Annotated in this window: 19 protein-coding genes and 1 other RNA gene; 9 read left to right on the forward strand and 11 right to left on the reverse strand. The window is 72.0% G+C overall.

Annotation, left to right across the window (positions count from 1 at the left end):
- Window positions 1-25 precede the first annotated feature (25 nt).
- A complete protein-coding gene (locus IF17_RS1000000139295; RefSeq protein ID WP_167344527.1) occupies window positions 26-190 on the reverse strand; it encodes a hypothetical protein in 165 nt (54 codons plus the stop codon).
- Window positions 191-246: 56 nt separating this feature from the next.
- Window positions 247-450, reverse strand: a complete 204-nt coding sequence (locus IF17_RS1000000137190) for a hypothetical protein (protein ID WP_051884078.1) — start codon at window positions 448-450, stop codon at window positions 247-249.
- Here IF17_RS1000000137190 and IF17_RS1000000139845 point away from each other — a divergent pair.
- The 3 genes from IF17_RS1000000139845 to IF17_RS0119990 all read left to right on the forward strand — a co-directional run bounded on the left by IF17_RS1000000139845 (window position 349) and on the right by IF17_RS0119990 (window position 1,530).
- Window positions 349-735 (forward strand): Scr1 family TA system antitoxin-like transcriptional regulator, encoded by a 387-nt coding sequence (locus tag IF17_RS1000000139845; protein WP_237667069.1) that lies wholly within the window; start codon window positions 349-351, stop codon window positions 733-735. The genes IF17_RS1000000137190 and IF17_RS1000000139845 overlap by 102 nt on opposite strands.
- On the forward strand, window positions 732-941 hold the full coding sequence (locus tag IF17_RS0119985; RefSeq protein ID WP_030567832.1) for a DUF397 domain-containing protein: 210 nt from the start codon (window positions 732-734) through the stop codon (window positions 939-941). Before IF17_RS1000000139845 ends, IF17_RS0119985 begins: the two co-directional genes overlap by 4 nt.
- 85 nt (window positions 942-1,026) lie before the next feature.
- Window positions 1,027-1,530, forward strand: a complete 504-nt coding sequence (locus IF17_RS0119990; protein WP_030567834.1) for a GNAT family N-acetyltransferase — start codon at window positions 1,027-1,029, stop codon at window positions 1,528-1,530.
- 67 nt (window positions 1,531-1,597) lie between these two features.
- Here the strand turns inward: IF17_RS0119990 and ssrA are convergent.
- The 5 genes from ssrA to ftsE all read right to left on the reverse strand — a co-directional run bounded on the left by ssrA (window position 1,598) and on the right by ftsE (window position 5,525).
- Window positions 1,598-1,985: a transfer-messenger RNA gene (ssrA, locus tag IF17_RS1000000137375) on the reverse strand.
- 109 nt (window positions 1,986-2,094) lie between these two features.
- A complete protein-coding gene (gene smpB, locus IF17_RS0119995; protein ID WP_030567837.1) occupies window positions 2,095-2,583 on the reverse strand; it encodes an SsrA-binding protein SmpB in 489 nt (162 codons plus the stop codon).
- A gap of 18 nt (window positions 2,584-2,601) precedes the next feature.
- Window positions 2,602-3,789 carry a S41 family peptidase gene (locus IF17_RS0120000; RefSeq protein ID WP_051884079.1) on the reverse strand — a complete coding sequence of 396 codons (1,188 nt, stop codon included), beginning with the start codon at window positions 3,787-3,789 and terminating at the stop codon, window positions 2,602-2,604.
- Between the two features lie 68 nt (window positions 3,790-3,857).
- A complete protein-coding gene (gene ftsX / locus IF17_RS0120005) occupies window positions 3,858-4,778 on the reverse strand; it encodes a permease-like cell division protein FtsX (protein WP_018512317.1) in 921 nt (306 codons plus the stop codon).
- Between the two features lie 57 nt (window positions 4,779-4,835).
- On the reverse strand, window positions 4,836-5,525 hold the full coding sequence (ftsE, locus tag IF17_RS0120010) for a cell division ATP-binding protein FtsE (protein WP_018512316.1): 690 nt from the start codon (window positions 5,523-5,525) through the stop codon (window positions 4,836-4,838).
- A 260-nt stretch (window positions 5,526-5,785) separates the two neighbouring features.
- Here ftsE and IF17_RS0120015 point away from each other — a divergent pair, with 260 nt between their 5' ends.
- The gene (locus IF17_RS0120015; protein WP_018512315.1) at window positions 5,786-5,986 is read left to right on the forward strand and encodes a hypothetical protein; all 201 of its coding nucleotides are present in this window, start codon (window positions 5,786-5,788) and stop codon (window positions 5,984-5,986) included.
- A 150-nt stretch (window positions 5,987-6,136) separates the two neighbouring features.
- Here IF17_RS0120015 and IF17_RS0120020 read toward each other — a convergent pair whose 3' ends face one another.
- The 4 genes from IF17_RS0120020 to IF17_RS0120035 all read right to left on the reverse strand — a co-directional run bounded on the left by IF17_RS0120020 (window position 6,137) and on the right by IF17_RS0120035 (window position 11,688).
- A complete protein-coding gene (locus IF17_RS0120020) occupies window positions 6,137-7,030 on the reverse strand; it encodes an LPXTG cell wall anchor domain-containing protein (protein WP_030567841.1) in 894 nt (297 codons plus the stop codon).
- Window positions 7,031-7,381: 351 nt separating this feature from the next.
- Window positions 7,382-8,488 carry a peptide chain release factor 2 gene (gene prfB, locus IF17_RS0120025; protein ID WP_030567842.1) on the reverse strand — a complete coding sequence of 369 codons (1,107 nt, stop codon included), beginning with the start codon at window positions 8,486-8,488 and terminating at the stop codon, window positions 7,382-7,384.
- A gap of 70 nt (window positions 8,489-8,558) precedes the next feature.
- Complete coding sequence (locus tag IF17_RS0120030) at window positions 8,559-9,809, reverse strand: serine/threonine-protein kinase (RefSeq protein WP_030567843.1); 1,251 nt, start codon at window positions 9,807-9,809, stop codon at window positions 8,559-8,561.
- 169 nt (window positions 9,810-9,978) lie between these two features.
- Window positions 9,979-11,688: a serine/threonine-protein kinase gene (locus tag IF17_RS0120035; RefSeq protein WP_030567845.1), complete on the reverse strand. Its 1,710-nt coding sequence runs from the start codon at window positions 11,686-11,688 to the stop codon at window positions 9,979-9,981.
- A 501-nt stretch (window positions 11,689-12,189) separates the two neighbouring features.
- Between IF17_RS0120035 and IF17_RS0120040 the strand changes: the two genes are divergently transcribed.
- From IF17_RS0120040 to IF17_RS0120060, 5 genes are all read left to right on the forward strand, one after another.
- Complete coding sequence (locus tag IF17_RS0120040; RefSeq protein ID WP_030567847.1) at window positions 12,190-16,173, forward strand: FHA domain-containing protein; 3,984 nt, start codon at window positions 12,190-12,192, stop codon at window positions 16,171-16,173.
- Between the two features lie 266 nt (window positions 16,174-16,439).
- The gene (locus IF17_RS0120045; RefSeq protein WP_030567849.1) at window positions 16,440-17,813 is read left to right on the forward strand and encodes an ABC transporter substrate-binding protein; all 1,374 of its coding nucleotides are present in this window, start codon (window positions 16,440-16,442) and stop codon (window positions 17,811-17,813) included.
- A 4-nt stretch (window positions 17,814-17,817) separates the two neighbouring features.
- Window positions 17,818-19,203 (forward strand): carbohydrate ABC transporter permease, encoded by a 1,386-nt coding sequence (locus IF17_RS0120050; RefSeq protein WP_030567851.1) that lies wholly within the window; start codon window positions 17,818-17,820, stop codon window positions 19,201-19,203.
- Window positions 19,200-20,096, forward strand: a complete 897-nt coding sequence (locus IF17_RS0120055; protein WP_030567853.1) for a carbohydrate ABC transporter permease — start codon at window positions 19,200-19,202, stop codon at window positions 20,094-20,096. Before IF17_RS0120050 ends, IF17_RS0120055 begins: the two co-directional genes overlap by 4 nt.
- Before the next feature lie 186 nt (window positions 20,097-20,282).
- On the forward strand, window positions 20,283-22,505 hold the full coding sequence (locus tag IF17_RS0120060) for a bifunctional glycosyltransferase/CDP-glycerol:glycerophosphate glycerophosphotransferase (protein ID WP_030567855.1): 2,223 nt from the start codon (window positions 20,283-20,285) through the stop codon (window positions 22,503-22,505).
- The last annotated feature ends 24 nt before the right edge of the window (window positions 22,506-22,529 follow it).

A 22,529-nucleotide genomic window follows, 5' to 3' on the forward strand; every position in this document is an offset into this window, starting at 1 on the left:
TCCAGGCGGCCAACTCGCGTACGACTTAGGCGGATGCGCCGCCGAGGTGGACCAGGGCCTCGTCGGTGATGGTGGGGAGGTCGCCGTAGAGGGAGGGCAGGGAGAAGCCCGCCAGCTTCAGCGCCTCGGCGAGGTCGCGGGCGGCCTGGTTGCCTTCCGCGAGGACGGCGGCGTACTGCGGTCGGTACATGGGGAATCAGCCTTCCGACGGTAAAGCGGTCATGTGGTGGGTGAGTTGACCGACCCTCAGCGGCGCGGGGGCGCCGAGAGCACGAACCCCAGCTCTCCGGCGGAGTCCACGACGAGCGACATGAGCTGAGCGGTGGTGAGCGCCTCGCGCCGCTCCCCGTGCGGGCCGAAGAGCAGGACGTACGCGGCCGGCTCCCCCCGGACCAGCGGCACCCGGAGCCCCGGGGTCGTGCCCGGCGCCGGTCCGTATCTGTCTGTCACGGGGCTCCTCCAGAGCACGGGGTCCTCCGGCCGCCGGCACGCCGGGCTGCGGCTGCGGCACAGTCGTCCTTCTGGCTCTTCGACTTCCCCGCCGACCCCTGCATCGCCTGCGTGGCGAACCTGACCGGGACGCTGTTCATGGACCAGTCCGGACAGCTCAACGCGTTCTCCGACGCGTTCGACAACCTCCGGGCCAGTGCGCCGGGCCCGGCAGATTCACTGACGCGCATCACCGACATCATGGATCTGATGCGCCGCGAACGAGACACGAGGAACCCGTCATGACCAGCGCCACCCCCACCGTCGTCGGCCCGTTCGTCAAGGCCACCGCCAGCGGCCAGCAGGATGCGTGCGTGGAGGTGGCCCCCCTCTCCGACGGCGGCCGGGCAGTCCGCGACAGCAAGAACCAGCACGGCCCCCGCCTCCACTTCACCCCCGCCCAGTGGGCGGCCTTCACCGACGGCGTGAAGAGCGACGCGTACGGGAGCTGACACGGACGCACCACCAGCACCCACAGGGCCGGGCCGCGCGGGATGACCGCTGCGGCCCGGCCTGCTCATGGGGCAGGGTGGGGGCATGTCGACCTACGAGACCATGGCGTTCCACCTGGAGACCGAGCGGCTGATACTGCGGCCGTGGGCGGAGTCGGACGCGGCGGAATTCAGCGCCCTCCTCTCCGAACGCGGCGACGAGACGTACACGGTCGAGCACGGCCGCGAAAGGATCGCGAAACTGCTCTACGCGACCGAGATCACGGGAATCGCCCTGCTGCCCATCCAGCGCCGGGCCGAGGGCGATTTCATCGGCTACTGCGGACTGGTCATCGGCCGCTCCACCCTGGAGGAGCCCGAGATCGCGTACGAGCTGTTCCGGCACGCGCACGGACGCGGCTACGCCACCGAGGCGGCCCGCGCGGTGGTCGGTGCCGCCGGGGCGACCGGGCGGAAGCGGCTCTGGTCGACCGTCGGCACCTGGAACACGCCGTCGCTCCGCGTCCTGGAGAAGCTCGGGTTCGAGCAGGACCGCGTTTCCATGGAAGGCACCAAGGAAGTGGCCTGGCTCACCCGGTCGTTGCCGTGAAAAGCGCCGCGGCATGAAAAAACCTCTGCCCCGCGAGCGGACTCGCGGGGCAGAGATTTACATGGGGTGGTGGAGATGGCGGGAATCGAACCCGCGTCCAACGGTGCGGAACCAGGGCTTCTCCGAGTGCAGTTCGCTGCGCTTTTCTCGGCCCCGGAGGTCACGCGAACAAGCCTCCGACAGGCTCAGCCACTGTTTGATTTCCTTCTAGGCCCCGTGGCCGGGCCTAGAAGTTTAGATCCCTAGTTGATGCCAGGATCCGGGTCGGGATCACCCCCGGGCTGACACTCCGCAGAGTCTTCGCTTAGCTGCTAATTAGGCAGCGAGGGCGAAGGCGGAGGAATCGCGCTTGGAATTGGCGATTATTGTTTGCGACATATGGTTTACGAGATCATTGCCGCTTCCTCGACTCGCTTCCCCTGCTTCGACATCCGCTGTCGAAACCGATCATCCCCATGTTGATTTTTCAAAACGCGCACCTTCGCTGAGGTGCACGGCCCATCGTACGTGACCAACGCCGGACGATGCCAGCGTATTCCCCCGCAGGGGGTCGGGGCAGGCCGGTCAGGCGCTGCGCTGGCGCCGGCGGGCCGCCGAGATCGCGCGGTTCGTCTCCCTCGTGTCCTGCTTCTCGCGGAGCGTCTGCCGCTTGTCGTACTCCTTCTTGCCCTTCGCCAGCGCGATCTCGACCTTGACCCGGCCGTCCTTGAAGTACAGGGCGAGCGGCACGATCGTGTGGCCGCTCTCCTGGGACTTGGACTCCAGCTTGTCGATCTCGGCCCGGTGGAGGAGCAGCTTGCGCTTGCGCTTGGCCGCGTGGTTGGTCCAGGTGCCCTGGACGTACTCCGGTACGTGGATGTTGTGCAGCCACGCCTCGTGGTCGTCGATCTGGACGAACCCGTCGACCAGGGAGGCCCGGCCCATGCGCAGGGACTTCACCTCGGTGCCCATGAGCACGAGGCCGCACTCGTAGGTGTCGAGGATCGTGTAGTCGTGCCGCGCCTTCTTGTTCTGCGCGATCATCTTGCGCCCGGTGTCTTTTTCCTTAGCCATAGTGCGGTCATTTTCGCACTACGACCCACCCCCGAGGCCACTCAATACCGTCTCGGCCCGCTGCTGGGCCCTCTCCCGCACCACCAGGTCGGGGGTGATGCCCCGGCCCTCGACGCTGCGGCCCGCCGGAGTGCGGTAGTGGCCCACGGTCAGCTCGGCCACCGAACCGCCCGGCAGCTCGCTGGGCATCTGCACCGAGCCCTTGCCGAAGGTGCGCGCGCCGACGGTGACCGCGCGGCCCCGGTCCTGGAGGGCGCCGGTCAGCAGCTCGGCCGCGCTCATCGTGCCGCCGTCGACCAGAACCACGACCGGCCGCTCGGTGTCGCCGCCCGGGTCGGCGTACAGCGCCTGCTGCTCCCCGCGTACGTCGTACGTGGCGACCAGGCCGCCGTCCAGGAAGGCGGAGGCGGCGGTGACGGCCTCGGTGACCAGACCGCCGGAGTTGGCGCGGAGGTCCAGGAGTATCCCGGCGTCCCCGGGCGCCCCGCGGACCGCGTCCCGTACCTCCTGACCGGTCCCCTTGGTGAAGGCGGCGACCTTGACGAGGAGCGCCGAGGAGGGGCCGGTGCCCAGACGGCTCACGGTGACCGCGTCGGGGGTCAGCCGGGCGCGCTCCAGCGTCCGCGTGGAGGGTTTCCCCTCCCGTACGAGACCGAGGGTGACGCGGGTGCCTTCCCCGGCCCCCGTACCGTCACCGCGGAGTAAGGCGACCACCTCGGGGACAGGGCGCTTGTCGACACGGCGGCCGTCGATGGTGCGGAGCAGGTCGCCCTCGCGGATGCCGGCCCGGTCGGCGGGGCCCCCGGGCTGGACCCGGGAGACGGCGACGCCCCCGCTCGCGGTGCGGCGGGCGGAGAGGCCGACGCCGAGGTACGAGCCGTCCAGGGCCTGCTCGAACTCCTCGTACTCCCGCTCGTCGTAGACCGCGCCCCAGCGGTCCCCGCTGCGGCTGACGACCTCCCCGGCGGCCTCCTTCACGGACTTCCCGTCGGCCTCGGCCTCCGCCGCCGCGTCCTCGATCTCCTCGCGGTCGACCGGGGCCAGGGTGGAGGCGACGGCACGTGCCGGGAGTTCGGGGAGGGGGTCGGGGTCCTGCGGCAGCGAACCGGTCGCCGCGCCGGTTGCGAGGACACACCCGAAGACCAATGTCAGGGCTGCCCCGCGGCAGAGGCCGCGGGGCCGGAAGCGGTGCGAACAACCCGACATGGCGCCGAGTCTAGGACAAGCCTCCTGGGGCGCACGGGCAGTTGCCCGCGCGCCCCAGGAGGCATAAGTCATACCTTCAGATACTTGCGCAGCGCGAAGAGAGCGGCGACGGCCGGCATAAGGAGGCCGATCGCGAGCACCAGCGGAAGCTTGGTGAGGACCGCGTCCCAGCCGATGAAGTTGATCAGGTTCAGCTTCTCCTGGAGCGCGAGTCCGCCGTCGATCAGGAAGTACCGGCCGCCGAGCAGCATCGCGCAGGCCAGCAGACCGCCGATGAGGCCGGCGACGGCCGCCTCCATGATGAAGGGGGCCTGGATGTAGAAGCCGGAGGCTCCCACCAGGCGCATGATGCCTGTCTCACGTCTCCGGCTGAACGCGGAGACGCGCACGGTGTTGACGATCAGGATCAGCGCGATGACGAGCATCAGGATCATCACGTAGATCGCGACGACGTTCATGCCGTTCATCAGCTCGAAGAGGTTGTCCAGGATGGACCGCTGGTCCTGGACGGACTGCACCCCGTCCCGCCCCGCGAAGGCCGTCGCGACGACCTTGTACTTCTGCGGGTCCTTCAGTTTGACGCGGAACGACTCCTGCATCTGGTCGGGCGTGATGTTGCCCGCCATCGGGGAGTCGCCGAACTGCTCCTGGTAGTGCTTGTACGCCTCGTCGACCGTCTCGAAGTGGACCGGCTTCTGCACGGCCTCCATCTTCTCGAGGTCGGCCTTGATCTGGGCCTTCTGCTCCGCCGTGACCGCGCCCTTCGCACACTTGGGCATGTCCTTGGCGTCGTTCTTGTTGCAGAGGAAGATCGAGACGTTGACCTTGTCGTACCAGTAGTCCTTCATCGTGCTGACCTGTTCGCGCATCAGCAGCGCGCCCCCGAACAGGGCGAGCGAGAGGGCGACGGAGACCACGACGGCGAAGGTCATCGTGAGGTTGCGACGGAGACCGACGCCGATCTCCGACAGGACGAACTGGGCGCGCATGGCGTCCTTTCAGTACTCGATGCTCGACATGAACGAGGGGCCCGGGGGCGCCCTCGGTCAGTGCTGGTAGCCGTAGACGCCGCGTGCCTGGTCGCGTACGAGACGGCCCTGTTCGAGCTCGATGACGCGCTTGCGCATCTGGTCGACGATGTTCTGGTCGTGGGTCGCCATGATCACGGTGGTGCCGGTCCGGTTGATCCGGTCCAGCAGCTTCATGATGCCGACGGAGGTCTGCGGGTCGAGGTTGCCGGTCGGCTCGTCCGCGATCAGCAGCATCGGGCGGTTGACGAAGGCACGGGCGATCGCCACACGCTGCTGCTCACCACCGGAGAGCTCACCGGGCATCCGCTCCTCCTTGCCGCCGAGGCCGACGAGGTCGAGCACCTGGGGCACGGCCTTGCGGATCTCACCGCGCGGCTTGCCGATGACCTCCTGGGCGAAGGCCACGTTCTGCGCGACGGTCTTGTTGGGCAGCAGGCGGAAGTCCTGGAAGACCGTCCCCAGCTGGCGGCGCATCTGCGGCACCTTCCAGTTGGAGAGCCGCGCGAGGTCCTTGCCGAGCACATGGACCATGCCCGTGCTGGCGCGCTCCTCGCGCAGGATCAGCCGCATGAAGGTCGACTTGCCGGAGCCGGAGGAGCCCACCAGGAAGACGAACTCACCCTTCTCGATGTCCAGCGAGACATCGCGCAGAGCCGGTCGGGTCTGCTTCGGGTAGGTCTTGGAGACGTTGTCGAATCGGATCACGGATGCACCACGGTCGGCCGGGAGTAGGTGAGCGTGACCATACGCGAACCGGGCTCACGCGTGCAGGCGGCGTCCGGCAATGGGCGATTTATGGTGGATCGCCGCCGGGTACGTATCGGGTCGGGCCCTCCCTTGTCCGGCGGGCCGCGCCGAAAACGGCGGGAGCTGGCACAGTGGTGGGGGGAACGGTTGCGTTTCCCGGAGCGTTGTGCGGAGAGAGAAGCAGTCAGCGGCTCCGCCGCGCGGGAGGAGGAATGCGCATGACCTACGACCGACTGGTGTGCGCGAACTGCGCGTCCCCCGTGAGCGAGGGGCGCTGCCGCGTCTGCCGTGCCGTCCGGCAGCAGATGCTGGAGGAGCAGGGTCAGGGCCCGCTGGCGGGGATGAATCCGGCCATGCTGATCGCGCTGATGGTCGTGCTGCTCGCGGCGCTGGCGCTGGTGGCCCACCAGACCGCCTGACCCCTCCTGTACGGCCGTGACGGCCGCTGGAGCGGCTTCATGCACGCAGAAGGGCCCGGGAGGCGTTGTACAGCCTCCCGGGCCCTTCTCTGCGCTGTACCGACCCGTGTACGGGGCTCAGGTGCACCCGTACGCGGTCTTCAGCGGGTCCTAGGCGACCGTACGGCCGCCGCCGACCAGACGCGGCAGGATGCGGAAGCCGATGCCGCCGGCGATCATCGTCGCGGCACCGATGACCAGGAAGGTGGTCTCGGCCGCACCGGTCTCGGCGAGCTCTTCCTTGCCCTTGCTCTGCTCGACCGGCTGGTTGCCGACGCTGTCGGTGTCCGTGTTGTCGGCGCACTCGACGACACCGGACTCGACGGTGCAGGCGTCGTCGCCACCGGTCGCGGAGCCGGTGGTGCCGGCGCCGTCGGTGGTGGAACCGGTGGTGCCGGTGCCGCCGTCGTCGCCGCCGGTGGAGCCCGACGTGCCGGTGGAGCCGGTCGAACCGGTGGAGCCCGTGGAACCGGTGGAGCCCGTGGAACCGGTCGAGCCGGTGGTGCCGGACGTGCCCGTGGTGCCCGTCGAGCCGGACGTGGTCTCACCGGTCGTGGACGTCTCGCCCGTGGTCTCACCCGTGGTGGTCTCACCGGTCGTGGACGTCTCGCCCGTGGTCTCACCCGTGGTGGTCTCACCGGTCGTCGACGTCTCGCCCGTGGTCTCACCCGTGGTGGTCTCACCGGTCGTCGACGTCTCACCGGTGGTCTCACCGGTCGTGGTCTCACCGGTCGTGGACGTCTCGCCCGTGGTGGTCTCACCCGTGGTGGTTTCACCCGTCGTGGTCTCACCGGTCGTCGTCTCGCCGGACGCGCCACCCTGGTCGGCGCCGCCGATCGGGTTGTCCCCGGTCTGGACCGACACGTCGGCGCTGAGGCCGCCGCCGTCCACACCGATACCGATGCCGACCGCCTGCGCCGCACCCGCGGCGGTCAGCGAGGCACCCGCGGCAATAACCGCACCAGCGGCTATCCGCGCGACGCGAACGCGCGTCTTCTTCGTCATCTGTTGCTACCCCCAGTAGCTGATCTCGTCATTGGAGCAGCCATATGCGGGGCCACGGCCCTGCGGGGAATCGTCTCGGCGAGGCCACGTCGTGTCGTGGTCACCCCGCCAGTCCCCCGGTTCACACCTGTCCCAGACATACGCATGCTGCTCTAGCACCCTGGCCAGAGTTAAGGATTCCGTCAAGGCCGTTGTGTGCAGTAGGCACCCTTATAGGGGTTCTTGACGGGTATTCGGCAGCACGACTGTGACGCATCGGGCACAGCTTCCCCCCAACTCGCGCCGGCCGCGCCCCAACGCAGGCGGGCCCGGACAGTTCCCTGTCCGGGCCCAACCTTCGTACGGCGGAGGTTACTTCTCGCGCTGCTTGCGCCAGCGGATGCCCGCCTCGACGAAGCCGTCGATCTCGCCGTTGAAGACCGCTTCGGGGTTGCCCATCTCGAACTCCGTACGCAGGTCCTTGACCATCTGGTACGGGTGGAGGACGTACGAACGCATCTGGTTGCCCCAGGAGTTGCCGCCGTCGCCCTTGAGCGCGTTCATCTTGGCCTGCTCCTCCTGGCGGCGGCGCTCAAGGAGCTTGGCCTGGAGGACGTTCATCGCGGACGCCTTGTTCTGGATCTGCGAGCGCTCGTTCTGGCAGGAGACGACGATGCCGGTCGGCAGGTGGGTCAGACGGACCGCGGAGTCCGTGGTGTTGACGCCCTGTCCGCCGGGGCCCGAGGAGCGGTACACGTCGATGCGCAGCTCGGACTCGTCGATCTCGATGTGGTCGGTCTGCTCGACGACCGGGAGCACCTCGACGCCCGCGAAGGACGTCTGGCGGCGGCCCTGGTTGTCGAAGGGCGAGATCCGGACCAGGCGGTGGGTGCCCTGCTCGACGGAGAGCGTGCCGTAGGCGTACGGGACCTGGACGGAGAAGGTGGTCGACTTGATGCCGGCCTCTTCGGCGTACGCCGTCTCGTAGACCTCGGTCTTGTAGTTGTGCCGCTCCGCCCAGCGGAGGTACATGCGCTGGAGCTTCTCCGCGAAGTCGGCGGCGTCCACGCCACCGGCCTCGGCGCGGACGGTCACCAGCGCCTCGCGGGCGTCGTACTCGCCGGACAGGAGGGTGCGGACCTCCATCTCGTCCAGCGCCTTGCGCACCGACTCCAGCTCGGTCTCTGCCTCGGCGAGCGCCTCGGCGTCGCCCTCGTCCTCGGCGAGCTCGAAGAGGACCGCGAGGTCGTCGATGCGACCGCGCAGGGTCTCGGTCTTGCGGACCTCGGCCTGGAGGTGCGAAAGCTTGCTGGTGATCTTCTGGGCCGCGTCCGGGTCGTCCCAGAGGGACGGTGCCGCTGCCTGCTCCTCGAGCGCGGCGATGTCCGCCCTCAGCGCATCCAGGTCCAGGACGGCCTCGATCGACCCCATGGTCGAGGAGAGGGACTTCAGCTCTTCGGAAATATCGACGACTGCCACGGGTCCAGCGTAACGGCATGGACGGTGAAGCTTGCCCTCCCCCGGGAACCCGGCCGGTACCCGCCAGGTCCTACGGGGTCGCCGGGGCCGAGTTCTCGCTGTCCTGCGGGCCCGCCGGGTCGCCGTCGCCGCCCCCCGTGGCCAGCCAGCCGCCGACCGCGACGGCCCCGCAGAGCAGGAGGGCCGCGGCGCCCAGGGTGATGCGGCGCTTGCGGACGGCCGCCGCCTTGTTACGGGCGGAGCCGGGGCGCGGCTTTCCCGGGGAGCGCGGGGCGCGGGCGGTGCCCAGGGGGCCGCCGGCCAGCTCGTCGGGGGCGGGGACGCGCATGCTCGTGTGGGTGTCCCGGTTGGAGTCCGGGGACGAGCCGGGCACCAGCGGGACCGCCCCGCGGCGGCGCGGCTCCTCGGCGGAGGGGGTGTACTGCTGCTCGTCGTACGCGGCCGGCTGCTGCTCCGCCTCCTCGGCGCCGGGCTCGTCCACGTCCAGGGGCGGGATGCCGGCGAGGAGCGGGAGCAGGTCCCTCAGGCGTACGGCCAGCTCGGAGGCGCGCAGCCGGGAGGCCGGGGCCTTGGCCAGGCACTGCACCAGGAGCTGCCAGAGCTCCTCGGGGATGCCGGGGAGCGGGACGACGGTCTCGGTGACATGGCGGCGCAGGACGGCGCCGGGGTGGCCGCCGCCGAAGGGGGTGAACCCGGCGAGGAGCTCGTACAGCACGGTCGCGAGCGCGTAGATGTCGACGGCGGCGCGCGGCGGGAGGCCCTCGACGATCTCGGGGGCCAGGTAGTCCGGCGTACCGATGATCTTGGTGGCCTTGGTGCGGCGCGGGGTGTCGATGAGCTTGGCGACGCCGAAGTCGGTGAGCAGGGCCGGGTGGGAGCCGCCGGGGCCGAGCGGGCCCTCCATGTCGAGCAGGATGTTCTCGGGCTTGACGTCCCGGTGGACGATCTGGGCCTTGTGGGCGGCGGCCAGGCCGTCGGCGACGTCCGCGATGATCGCGACGGCCGCTTCGGGGGCGAGGCGGCGTTCGCGGTCCAGACGGGTGCGCAGGTCGGTGCCGCGTACGAGGGTCATGACCAGGGCGAGGTCGTTGCCGTCCACCACGAGGTCCCGGACGGCGACCACGTTGGGGTGGTCGAGCCCGAGCAGGGCGGTGCGCTCCTGTACGAAGCGGCCCACGAGCTCCTGGTCGGACGCGAGGTCCTCACGGAGCAGCTTGATGGCGACCGGGCCCTCGGGCCCTTCGCCGAGCCACACCGTGCCGGCGCTGCCGCGCCCCAGGATCTGGTGGGCCGTGTACCGGCTGCCGATATTCCGTGCCAAGACTGCTCCCTCAGCGGCTGGCGGTGGACCCCCGGTCGACAAAGTTACGCGGCGTTCGGGGTGGTGCGTGCCCGGGATGGCGCCAACCTGCACTTCTCCGGACCGAATCGGTCCGGAGAAGTCGACAAAGGGACAGGGTCGGGAGCCGTCAGGCCTCCGTCTGCGGCCGTCAGGCCCCGCCCGTGCCCCCGGATTCGCCGGTGGCCTCGCCGATCTTGGAGACCCAGTCGGTGACCTTGCCGATCGCGTCGCCGATCGCTTCCCAGTAGCCCTTGCCCTGGGCGACCCAGTCCTGGAGCGGGGTCAGCTCCCAGATCAGCCAGCCGGCGACGACCAGCAGCACGATCGTGAACAGGCAGCCCTTGAGGCAGCCGAGACCGGGGATGCGCATCGGGCTGGAGCTGCGCTGCCTCGGCGGACGCGGCTCACGCGGCGGGCGCTGGGCCGGCTGCTGGGGCTGCTGCGGCTGCGGGGGCGCGTACTGCTGGCGCTGGGGCTGCTGCGGGGCCTGGTAGCGCTGCGGCTGATGCTGTTGCTGGTGTTGAGGCTGGTGCTGCTGCTGGTGCTGCGGGTACTGCTGCTGGAGCGGCTGCTGCCGGTGCTGCGGAGGCTGCTGCTGCCGCTGCGGGGGCTGCTGCTGGCGCTGGGGGCGGCGGCGCAGGGGGTCCTGGCTCGGGTCCAGGTACTGCACCTGCGTCTGCTCGTTGCGGTCGCGGGCCGCCTGGAGCTGCGACTGCCAGGGGTGCGGGCCGTCCGGCTGCGGCGACCCGTCGGGGTGCTGCGGCGGTACGGGCGGCATGACGGCGGTCGGGTCGGCGTGGCCCTGGTTGCCGTGACCCTGGTTGCCGCCGGGGCCACCGGTCTGCGGGAGCACGCTGGTGGCCGCGCCGGGGTCGTACGAGCCCGCGTTGCTCGGCAGCACCTGCGTGGGGTCGGCCGCGCCGGGGGTGTCCGGGACGGCCGTGGGCGCCGGGTCGGGGGCGAGCAGGGCGCCCACCCCGTCGGCGGCGGCGATCTGGGCCGAGTTCGCGTGGACGCCGATGCCGGCGGCGACCGTACGCAGGCCACGGGCCAGGTTCTCGGCGCTGGGCCGCTGGTCCGGGTCCTTGCGCAGGCAGCGCTCTATGACCGTCCAGAGGGGCTCGGGGACGGTGGAGGGGCGGCGGGGCTCCTCGCTGAGGTGCCGGTGCAGGACTTCGAGGGCGGTGCCCCCGGCGAACGGCGGGCGGCCGGTGACCAGCTCGTACAGCAGGATGCCCGCGCCGTAGATGTCCACGGCGGAGGTCTGCGGGCGGCCCTCGGCGGACTCCGGCGCCACATAGGCGGGGGTGCCGACGAACTCGTGCGTCCGGGTCAGCCCCGGGGAGTCGGCGAGCCGCGCGATGCCGAAGTCGGTGAGCATCGGGGTCATGCCGCCGCCCCGCTCGTCGAGCAGCACGTTGGCCGGCTTGAGGTCGCGGTGGACGACGCCGTCGGCGTGGCTGGCGGCGAGCGCGTCGGCGATCTGCGCGGTGAGCAGGGCGGCCGCGACCGGGGTGAGCGGGCCGTTCGCGCGCAGATAGCGGTGCAGGTCGGGACCGTCGATCAGGTCCATCACCAGGGCGAGGAGATCGCCCTCGACGACCAGGTCGCGGGTGCGCACGATGTTCGGGTGCGTGAGCCGGAGCAGCACGGAGCGCTCCCGCAGGAAGCGCATCACCACATCGGCGTCGTTGGCGAGCTCCTCCTTGAGGACCTTGATCGCCACGGTCTCGCCGGGCTGACCGGCGACGGCCGCCTCGGCGCCCGCGGTCTCCCGCTGGCGGGCTCGCCAGACGGTGCCCGTGGCGCCGCGTCCGAGCGGTTCCTCCAGGAGGTACTTGCTGCCTACAGGCCGCACGTCTTGCACTCCCTGCTGATCGTGGTGCTTGCGGTCCCCCGGGCCCACCCGGATGTTCCGGGCCGACGCTCCGGCCCATGTTCCGGCCCACTCTAATGCCGCTGGACAAGGGGTCGGGGGGTCGCGTTTCGGGGGAAGACGCGCACACCGGACAGATGGTTGCCGCACACGGTTGACGCTCGGGAATCCGAGACTCGAACTGCAGTGCCGCACCCGTGCCCGGGAGGCGGCAGGTATCGCCTGTGACGGCGGCCCGACCGGCGGGAACAGGACGCAAGCAGGCACTTTTGCGCCCACAGCCGACCATTCAAGATCATTTAAAGGTGACCGCCGGGCGTGTTGTCAGTGGCAGGTGCGAGGATGCCTCCAAGGACGGATCTGACGGGTCGGGAGCCCGGGGTCCGTGACGACCTGTACGGACGACCTGTCCGTGCCGGGTGGGGGGAATCACAGGGCGTTTCCCCTGCCGGGCACCCCGCGCAGAAGGGACCGCCGACGGCGATGCAGATCCGGCTGACCGTCCTCGCGCCGCGCAGCGGCCAGACCCCGGCGCGCGCCTGCGACGTGCTCGTCACCGCACCCGCCGGGACGGCACTGGCCGCTGTCGCCTCCGGCCTGGCCCAGGCCGTCTCCGGGCCCGAGGGCTCCCAGGGCGGCGGGGCGGTGGTGCTCTTCGCCGGGCGGGAGCGGCTGGACTCCCAGCGCATCGCCCTGGGTGAGCCGCCACTGGTGGACGGGGCGGTCCTCTCGCTCCAGCTCCCCGGCGAGGACGAGGCGACGGACGACACCGTTCCGGCCCAGCTCCACGTGGTCGCCGGGCCGGACGCGGGCGGGGTCCATCTGCTGCACGGCGGGCAGATCCGGATCGGCCGCTCCGCCGAGGCCGATGTCCCGCTGGACGACCCGGACGTGTCGCGGCTGCACTGCGCGGTGACGGTCTCCGAGGACGGCCGGGTCGCGGTGGCCGACCTCGGCTCGACGAACGGCACCTCGCTGGACGGTACGGAGGTCCGCGACCGGCCCGTCCGCTTCCCGCCCGGCGCCCTGCTGCGGCTCGGCGAATCGACCCTCCGGCTGACGGCGGGCGTGCGTCCGGTGACGCTGCCGACGGCCCCGGACGGCGAGGGCCACCTGCGGGTGAGCCGCGTCGAGACGGAGCCGCACGCGCCGGACGCCGCGTACGGGAGCCCGTCGCCGTCGTCCTACGCCCACCGCCAGGAGGCGGCGAGGCGGGAGGGGTCGACGGGGCCGGTGGGCCAGATGGGGCCGGTGGGGTACGGGGGCCAGGCTTCCGGCCCCGGACACGGCTCCCCCGAGGCTGCCGCGCGGCAGCGCACCCATGGCAGCCGGGAGCCGTTCCCGGCAGGCGGCGCGGGTGGACGTGAGCCGTTCGGTCCGGCAGGCGCCCGGGGGAGCGGCCGGGAGCCGTTCGGTACGGGCGGCGGTACCGAGCCGTTCGGTGCCGGCGGCGGTACGGAGTCGTTCGGTGCGGGCGAAACGCCCCGGCGCGGGGGCATAGGCGCCTGGGCCCGGCGGCTCAAGGGCGGTGGCGGCAGCAGGGGCGAGCAGGCGCAGGGCGCCGAGCAGCCGGGCCGGGGCTCATGGCCGGAGACGGGGGCGGCCCCGTCCGGTCGCGCCCACGCCTCGTCCGGTCACGCCCCGGAGGCCCCGGGCTCCGACCCGTACGCCTCCTCCGCCTCCTCCTTGGCCTCCGCCGGTTCCGCCGGTTCCTTCGGTGACGCGGGGGGCCACCTCGCCTCCCCCGCCTCGCCGCTCTCCCCCTTCTCCGCCGTGCCGTCCGCGCCCGAGGGCACCTGGCCGGACCCTGCGGCCGTGCTGCTGACCGCGCTGGGCCCCGGGCCCCGGCTGTGGGAGCGCCACGACGGGCACCCGGAGGCCCTGGTGGTGCGGCTCGGGACGACCGACCGGGCCGATGTGCCGTCGGTGCCGGTGACGGTGGGACTGCGGGAGGCCGGTTCGCTGGGCCTCGCCGGGCCGCGCGCCCGGCTGGCGGGGCTCGCCCGCGCCACGGTGGCGCAGCTCGCCGCCCTGCACTCCCCCTTCGACCTGGAGATCGTGCTCATCTCCACAGACCGCGCCCGCTCCCTGGAGGAGCGGCGGCGCGAGTGGTCCTGGCTGGGGTGGCTGCCGCATCTGCGCCCGATGCACGGGCAGGACTGCCGACTCCTCCTCGCGTACGACCGTGAGCAGGCGGCCGCCCGGACGGCCGAGCTGGTCCGCCGCCTGGACGAGGGCCCGCTCGGTCCCGGCTGGCCCAACCTGGACCGCACCGGGGTGGCCGACGCGGCCCGCGCGCACACGGGCCCGCACACCGTGGTCATCCTGGACGGCGACCCGGGTACGGCGGCGCTGCGCGAGACCACGGCCCGGCTGGCCGGTGCGGGGGCGGCGGCGGGCATCCACCTGATCTGCCTGGCCGAGACCTCGGCCGCCTCCCCCACCTCCCCGGTGGCCGCGACGTACGACGCCGCCTGCCGGGCCTCCATCGCCTTCCGCGAGTGCGGGGCGGTCGCGATGCTCAGCGGCGATGTGGCGACGGCGTTGCGCCTGCTGCGTACGGCGGGCGGTCAGGCGGCGGGCCACGGCACGGTGGCCGCGGTGGACGCGGTGTCGGCGGCCTGGGCCGAGCGGTTCGGGCGGGCGCTGGCGCCCCTGCGCGACGAGGGCTCGGCCGCACTGGCGGGCCGCCCGACGACGGCGGCGCTGCCGCCCTCGGCCCGCCTGCTGGACGAGCTGGGCCTGGCCCGCGCCACCCCGGCGTCGCTGATGGCCCGCTGGGCCTCCACGGCGGAGCACCAGCCGGGCGCATCGGTGCCCAGGCCCGCCGCCGTCCCCCCGTCCCGGTCGGACCGGGAGACCCCCGGCTCGGGCCGCACGCTGAGCACGGGCCCCCGCGTCGGCCCCCAGCGTTCGTCGGGCGACAGCCACCGCTCCCAGGAGACCCCGGGCTCTGGGCGTACGCCGTACCCGGGAGCGGACCGCCAGGACTCCGGCCGCACGCCGTACCCACGAGCAGGGGGCGGGGATTCCGGCCGTACGCCGTACCCGGGCGCCGAAGCCAGGGACTCGGCCCGTACGCCGTACCCGGCCACGGACAGCCGGGACTCCAGCCGCACCCTCTACCCGGACACCGAGAACCGGGAGTACCGGCACACCCCGTACCCGGCCGCCGAGAGCCGGGGCTCGGGCCGCACGCCGTACCCGGGCGCGGACCGCCAGGACTCGGGCCGTACGCCCTACCCCCCGGCCGAAGCTCACGGCTCCGGCCGTACGCCCTACCCGGGGGCGGACGCCGGCGATTCCGGCCGCACCCCGCACCCCTCCCGCACCGCCCCCCGGGTCGGCCCGCAGGGGGGTGAGGCCGAGGCGGGGCGGGCGCCGGAGGCCGTGCACGCCGGGCGGCCCGTGCTCGTGCTCGGGGCGGGGCCCCGGGGTGCCCTCAGTGTCGATCTCGCCGACGAGGGCCCGCACCTCCTCATCGAAGGGCCCGCCGGCAGCGGGCGTACCGAGCTGCTGCGGGCCATCGCCGCCTCCCTCGCCTCCTCCGCCCGGCCCGACCGGCTCGGCATCCTGCTGGTCGACGGCGCCGGCGGAAAGCCCGAGGAGCACGGCAGTTCAGCACCGGGGCTGCTCCCCTGTACGGAGCTGCCGCACGTATCCACCCATCTCGTCGCCTCCGACCCGGTCCGGATGCGGGAGTTCGCGCAGGCCCTCGGCGGCGAGCTGAAGCGCCGCGCCGAGCTGCTCGGCCCGCTGGACTTCGCCGCCTGGCACGCCCGGCACGCGGAAGAGGCCCAGCAGGAGGAGTCCCGGCGGGTCGTGGGCCAGCGTCCGCCGAGCGGCGCCGAGCGCCGGGGCGACCTGGACTCCCCGGCCAGCGGCACCCTGCGGCTGCGCCAGGTCGCGCCGCGGGCGTCGGACCCGGGCCCCTCGCCCCTGCCGCGCCTGGTCGTGCTCGCCGACGACTTCGACGCACTGGTCGCTCCGGGGCTCGGCAGCCCCGGCCGCCCCGCCGCCGGTTCCGTGGTGCGGGCGCTGGAGGCCGTGGCGCGGGACGGCGGCCGGCTCGGGGTGCACCTGGTCGCCACCTCGGCGCGCCCGGACCGTACGGAGGACACCGAGCTGGCCCGGGGGGCGAGGCTGCGCATCGTGCTGGACGCGCCGGTCCTGCCGCCCTCCCCCGACGAACCCGCCCCGGGCCGGGGCAGGCTGGGCCACCCGGACGGCCGGGTGACCCCGTTCCAGGGGGGCCGGGTCACCGGCCGCATCCCGCGTACGGCGACGCTGCGGCCCACCGTGGTCCCGCTGGAGTGGGAGCGGATGGGCGATCCGCCGACCCGCCGCCCGGTCAGGGAGCTCGGCAACGGGCCGACGGACCTGGCCCTGCTCGCCAGCGCCCTGGAGCGCGCGGCCCGCTCGGTGAACGCCGAACGCCTGCCTCCGCTGATCCCGTTCCCGACCTGAGACGACCCCGCCGGAATCCGCCGCTCCACACCCTGGAGGCACGCGCCCCACCTGACACTCCTGCCCCTGCCCGCCCGTCCCTCACCTCATTCCGCCGCATCCGCGCCCATCTGCTGATACGACGTCACGAGGCGATCACGATCACCGTGTTGGGCCGGACGGCGGTATTGCGGGGCCCGTGCACCGGGCGTAGGACTGTGCGCACGGACGACGCAGCCCGGGCGACGACAGCGTGGTCGGGCGCGTACGGAAGAGACGGGGCAGGAATGCGTACAACCCTTTCCATACGCAGGGCAGCACTCGTCTTCACGGCGGTCGGCGCTCTGGCGCTGACCGGCTGCGGGGACGGCGGCGGGGACGGTGGCGGGTCGAAAAAGCCGGGCGGCGGGACGGACAAGGGCACGGACAGCGCCCCCACCGTCACCCTGCCGAAGCTGGACGGGGAGAACATCTCCGTCGCCGCGGTCTGGACCGGACCCGAGCAGGCCAACTTCACCAAGGTGCTGGGCGAGTTCGAGAAGCGTACGGGCGCGAAGGTCACCTTCGTCCCGGCCCAGGACCCGATCGTCAACTTCCTCGGTACGAAGATCGCGGGCGGCCAGCCCCCGGACGTCGCGATGATCCCGCAGGTCGGCGCCATCCAGCAGGCGGTGGCCAAGAAGTGGGCCAAGCCGGTCGGCCCCGAGGCCAGGGCCCAGCTCGGCCAGAACTACACCCAGGTGTGGCAGGACCTCGGCGCGGTGGACGGCACCCAGTACGGCGTGTACTTCAAGGCCGCCAACAAGTCCCTGATCTGGTACAACGCGGCGGCCTTCGACAACGCGGGCGCGGCCGAGCCGAAGACCTGGAAGGACTTCATCACCACCGCGGAGACCATCTCCGCCTCCGGTGTCACCCCGGTCTCCGTCGCGGGCGCCGACGGCTGGACGCTCACCGACTGGTTCGAGAACGTCTACCTCTCCCAGGCGGGCCCGGAGAAGTACGACCAGCTCGCCAAGCATGAGATCCCATGGACCGACCCCTCCGTCAAGGACGCGCTGACCACGCTCGCCGAGCTGTTCGGCAAGCCGGAGCTGATCGCGGGCGGCGCCGACGGGGCGCTCCAGACGGAGTTCCCGGCCTCGGTGACCCAGACGTTCACCGGCGGCGACCAGCCCAAGGGCGCCATGGTCTTCGAGGGCGACTTCGTCTCCATCAACATCGCGCAGACCGAGGCGAAGATCGGTACGGACGCGAAAGTCTTCCCGTTCCCGGCGGTCGGCGCGGACTCCCCCGTGGTGACCGGCGGCGACGCGGCCGTGGCGCTGAAGGACAGCAAGGGCGCCCAGGCGCTGCTGACCTGGCTGGCCTCGGCGGACGCGGCGAAGATCTGGGCCGAGGCGGGCGGGTTCATCTCGCCGAACAAGTCCTTGGACACCGCCGCGTACCCCAACGACGTGCAGCGCACGATGGCCGAGGCGCTCGTCGCGGCCGGTGACGACGTCCGCTTCGACATGTCGGACCAGGCCCCGCAGTCGTTCGGCGGGACGCCCGGCAAGGGCGAGTGGAAGATCCTCCAGGACTTCCTGAAGAACCCGAAGGATGTCGCGGGGGCCCAGCAGAAGCTGGAGTCCGAGGCGGCCAAGGCGTACAAGAGCTGACGCGGTGGCCACCACGAACACGGAGGGCGCCGGTCCGGCGCCCTCCGTCTCCCCCGCCGCAGCCCCGGACCCACGCCCGTCACCGAAGGCCGGAGGCAGGAGCGTCACCGGCACCCGTAAAGCCATCGCGGCGGCGTTCCTGCTGCCCGCGCTGGTGCTGCTCGGCGCCCTGGTGCTCTATCCGATCGGTTACTCGGTCTACCGGTCGTTCTTCGACCAGGCGGGCACGGGCTTCGCCGGGATCGACAACTACAAGGCGCTGTTCACCGACGACACGATCCTCACCGCGGTGAAGAACAACGCGATCTGGGTGGTGTTCGCCCCGACCGTCGCCACCGCGCTCGGCCTGATCTTCGCCGTCCTGACCGAACGGATCCGCTGGGGTACGGCGTTCAAGCTGATCGTCTTCATGCCGATGGCGATCTCGATGCTGGCGGCGGGCATCATCTTCCGCCTCGTCTACGACCAGGCGCCCGAGCGCGGGGTGGCCAACGCCGTCGCGGTGAGCGTGCACGACACGTTCAACGAGTCGGCCGGCTTCCCCAAGGCACGCCCGCTGCCCGTGCACCCGCTGGAGAAGGGTGCGGGCGGGTCGTTCGTCTCCAAGGAGCCGGTACGGGCCGGCGAAGCCGTCCAGGTGCCGCTGGTCGGCGTCGCCCCGGCGAAGATGCCCGGCGACGCCCGCCCGGCGAAGGCGGCTCCGGCGGCGGACGGTGACCGGATCACCGGCACGGCCTGGCTGGACTTCACCCGGGGCGGCGGCGGGAAGCCGAATGTCGTCGACCCGGAGGAGCTGGGCCTGAAGGGCCTGAAGGTCGAGGCGGTCAAGGACGGCAAGGTCGTCGCCACCGCGACCGCCGGGGCCGACGGGGTCTTCACCCTGCCCGCATCGGCGGACGGGGCCCAACTCCGCCTGCCCGCCGACAACTTCCGCGAGCCCTACAACGGCGTCGACTGGCTCGGCCCGTCCCTGGTGACCCCCGGGATCATCGGGAGTTACGTGTGGATGTGGGCCGGGTTCGCGATGGTGCTGATCGCGGCCGGTCTGGCCGGTCTGCCGCGTGAGCTCCTGGAGGCGGCCCGGGTGGACGGCGCCAACGAGTGGCAGGTGTTCCGCCGGATCACCGTGCCGATGCTGGCCCCGGTCCTGGCGGTGGTGCTGGTGACGCTGATGATCAACGTGCTGAAGGTCTTCGACCTGGTCTTCATCATCGCGCCGGGCTCCAGCCAGGACGACGCGAACGTCCTGGCCCTCCAGCTGTACCGGTCCTCGTTCGGCACGGACGCCGACCTGGGCATCGGCAGCGCGATCGCGGTGCTCCTGCTGCTGCTGGTGTTGCCGGTGATGCTGTTCAACATCCGGCGCATGCGGAAGGAGGCGCGGCGATGAGTACACCCCCGAGTACCCCCACGAAACTCACGCCCAAGGCCGAGCAGTCCCTCGGCGCCCGGATCGCGGCGCGCCTCGGCGGTGGGGTGATGCGGGTCTTCCTGATCCTGGTCGCCCTGTTCTGGATCATGCCGACGATCGGTCTGTTCCTCTCCTCGCTCCGCGGCCCCGAGAACATCGCGGCCACCGGCTGGTGGAAGATCTTCACCGCCCCCTCCGAGCTGACCTTCGACAACTACCAGCGGCTGCTGGACAATTCGACGATCACCGGATCCCTCCTCTCCACCATCATGATCACCGTGCCGTCCACCGTCCTGGTGGTGGTGATCGGCTCGCTCGCCGGGTACGCCTTCGCCTGGATGGACTTCCCCGGCCGCGACTGGTGGTTCCTGCTGGTCGTCGGGTTGCTCGTGGTGCCCGTCCAGGTCGCCCTGATCCCGGTCTCCGAACTCTTCGGCACCATCGGGATCTTCGAGACGACACTCGGGGTGGTCCTCTTCCACACGGCCTTCGGGCTGCCGTTCGCGATCTTCCTGCTGCGGAACTTCTTCGCGGAGATCCCGCGCGAACTGCTGGAAGCCGCACGGCTCGACGGGGCGGGCGAGATCCGTCTCTTCACCCGGGTCGTGATGCCGCTGGGCGGTCCGGCGATCGCCTCGCTCGGGATCTTCCAGTTCCTGTGGGTGTGGAACGACATGCTGGTGGCGCTGATCTTCGCGGGCTCCGACTCGCCGCCGATCACCGTGGCGCTCCAGCAGCAGGTACGCCAGTTCGGCAACAACATCGACGTCCTGGCGCCCGGCGCCTTCGTGTCGATGGTGATCCCGCTGGTGGTGTTCTTCGCCTTCCAGCGGCAGTTCGTCTCGGGTGTCATGGCGGGAGCCGTCAAGTAGCGCCTGCGGCAAGGCCCTCACGCACGACGACACGTACAGCCGTTCGTCAACCCGAAGCGGCCCGGTTCCCCGGAACCGGGCCGTTTCGGCGCGCGTTTCGCCCGAATGCCACGCCCGGCGTAACCCTGTCATTCCATCCGACGTTTGCGGGCCACCTGGTTCCCGCGAACGACCCATGGATGTGTAGTGCCCCGGTTCACTGTCATCGTGCCCGCATTCCGGGTCCAGGCGTATCTGCACGCGTGTCTGGATTCCGTGCTGAGCCAGTCCTTCAAGGACTTCGAGATCGTCGTGGTCGACGACTGCTCCCCGGACGCCTGCGGCCCGATCGCCGACGAGTACGCCCGCCGCGACCCCCGCGTCACCGCGCTCCACCTCCCCCGCAACGCCGGCCTCGGCCCGGCCCGCAACGCGGGTATGGAACGGGCGACCGGCGACTATCTGATCTTCCTGGACGGCGACGACACCCTCCTCCCGGAGTCCCTCCAGGCCATCGCCGACCGGATCGGGGCGACCGGCGACCCTGATGTCCTGATGTACGACTACGCCCGGACGTACTGGTCGGGCCGGAGCGTACGCAACGTCCTCGCGGACCGGCTCGACGAGCGCGGCCCCGCCTCCTTCCGGCTGGCCGACCGCCCCGAGCTGCTCCACCTCCTCATGGTGGTCTGGAACAAGGCGTACCGCCGATCCTTCGTCGAGGCCGAGGGGTTCACCTTCCCGCCCGGCTACTACGAGGACACCCCCTGGACCTACCCGGTGCTGATGTCCGCCGGGTCGATCGCGGTCCTGGACGCGGTCTGCGTCTCCTACCGGCAGCGGCGGCGCGGCAACATCCTCTCCACCACCAGCGAGAAGCACTTCGACATCTTCGACCAGTACGACCGGGTCTTCGCCTTCCTCGACGCGCGCCCCGAACTCGACGTCTGGCGGCCCGTGCTGTTCCGCCGGATGCTCGACCACTTCTGCGCCGTCCACGCCTCCCCCGACCGGCTGCCCCGCCCCAGCCGCGCCGCCTTCTTCCGCCGGGCCACCGCCTCCTGCCGCCGCTACCGCACCCCCGGCGCCCCGGCCCCCCGCCGCGCCCGGCTCCGCCACGGCCTGCTGCGCCTCGGCGCGCGCCGCACCTACCGGGCCCTGGCGGCGACCCGGCGGATCGGCGACGGGCTGCGGCGCGGCGCGGCCGCCCTGCGCCGGGCGGTGCGGGGCGCGGCGCTCCGGGCGCACTACCGCGTCCAGCTCCGGCTGCCGCTGCGCCCCCGGGACGCGGTCTTCGCAGCCTCCGGGGGCGGGGCCTACGCGGGCAGCCCGGCCGCGATCGAGGCGAAGGCGCGCGACCTGGTCCCGGGGCTGCGGACCACGTGGATCTGCGACCCCCGCCACGCCCGCACCGTGCCGCCCGCCATCCGCACCCTCACGCCCGGCACCTTCGCGTACGGGAGCGCCCTCGCCCGCTCCACGTACCTCGTGAACGACGCCGCCTTCGACCGCCGGCTGGTGAAGCGGCGCGGCCAGGTCCTCCTCCAGACCCACCGCGGTACCCCGCTCAGGACCGTTGGCACCGATCTCCTGGACCGCCCCGCCGCCGCCCGGGACACCGACTTCGAGCAGATGCTGCGCGACGTCGACCGGTGGGACTTCGCCCTCTCGGCCAACCCGCACTCCACCCTCGTACGGGAGCGGGCCTACCCGTCGGGGTACACGACGCTGGAGTACGGCTCCCCGCGCAACGACGTCTACCACCGCGCCGGGCCCGCCGAGGTGGCCCGGCTGCGCGAGACGCTCGGCATCCCGGCGGGCGCCACGGCCCTGCTGTACGCGCCGGCTCCGCGCGACTACCGCCGTGTGCAGCGGCCCGCCCTGGATCTGGAACAGCTCATCCGGGTGCTGGGCCCGCAGTTCGTGATCCTCGATCGCGCGCCCGGCAGCAGCCGTACGCGTACGGCGACGCATCCCCGGATCATCGACGTCACCGGCCACCCCTCCCCGGAGACGTTGGCGCTCGCCTCGGACGCGCTGATCACGGACTACGCCTCGCTGATGTTCGACTACGTCAACCTGGACCGCCCGGTGGTCCTGCATCTGGACGACATCGAGGCGCACGAGGCGGCCCGGGGAACCTACTTCGACATCACGTCGTTCCCTCCCGGCGTCGTCGCACGCAGCCAGGACGAGCTGTTCGACATCTTCGCCACCGACCACTGGCGGGGCTCGCGCTCGGCCCAGCTGCGGGCGGCGTTCCGGGCCCGGTTCTGCCCGTACGACGACGGGAACGCGGCCGAGCGTGTGGTGCGGCGGGTCTTCCTCGGCGAGACGGACGGGCTGCCGCTGCCCGTCCCGCCCTCGGCCCGGCGGACGGCTCTCCCGGCGCAGCAGAACACGGCGGAGGCGCGGGTGGGCCAGAGCTGAGCCGGGCCCCACGGGGCTGAGTCG

Origin of the sequence: Streptomyces cyaneofuscatus (genome assembly GCF_000718135.1) — a bacterium.
In the GTDB taxonomy this organism is placed as follows: domain Bacteria; phylum Actinomycetota; class Actinomycetes; order Streptomycetales; family Streptomycetaceae; genus Streptomyces; species Streptomyces cyaneofuscatus.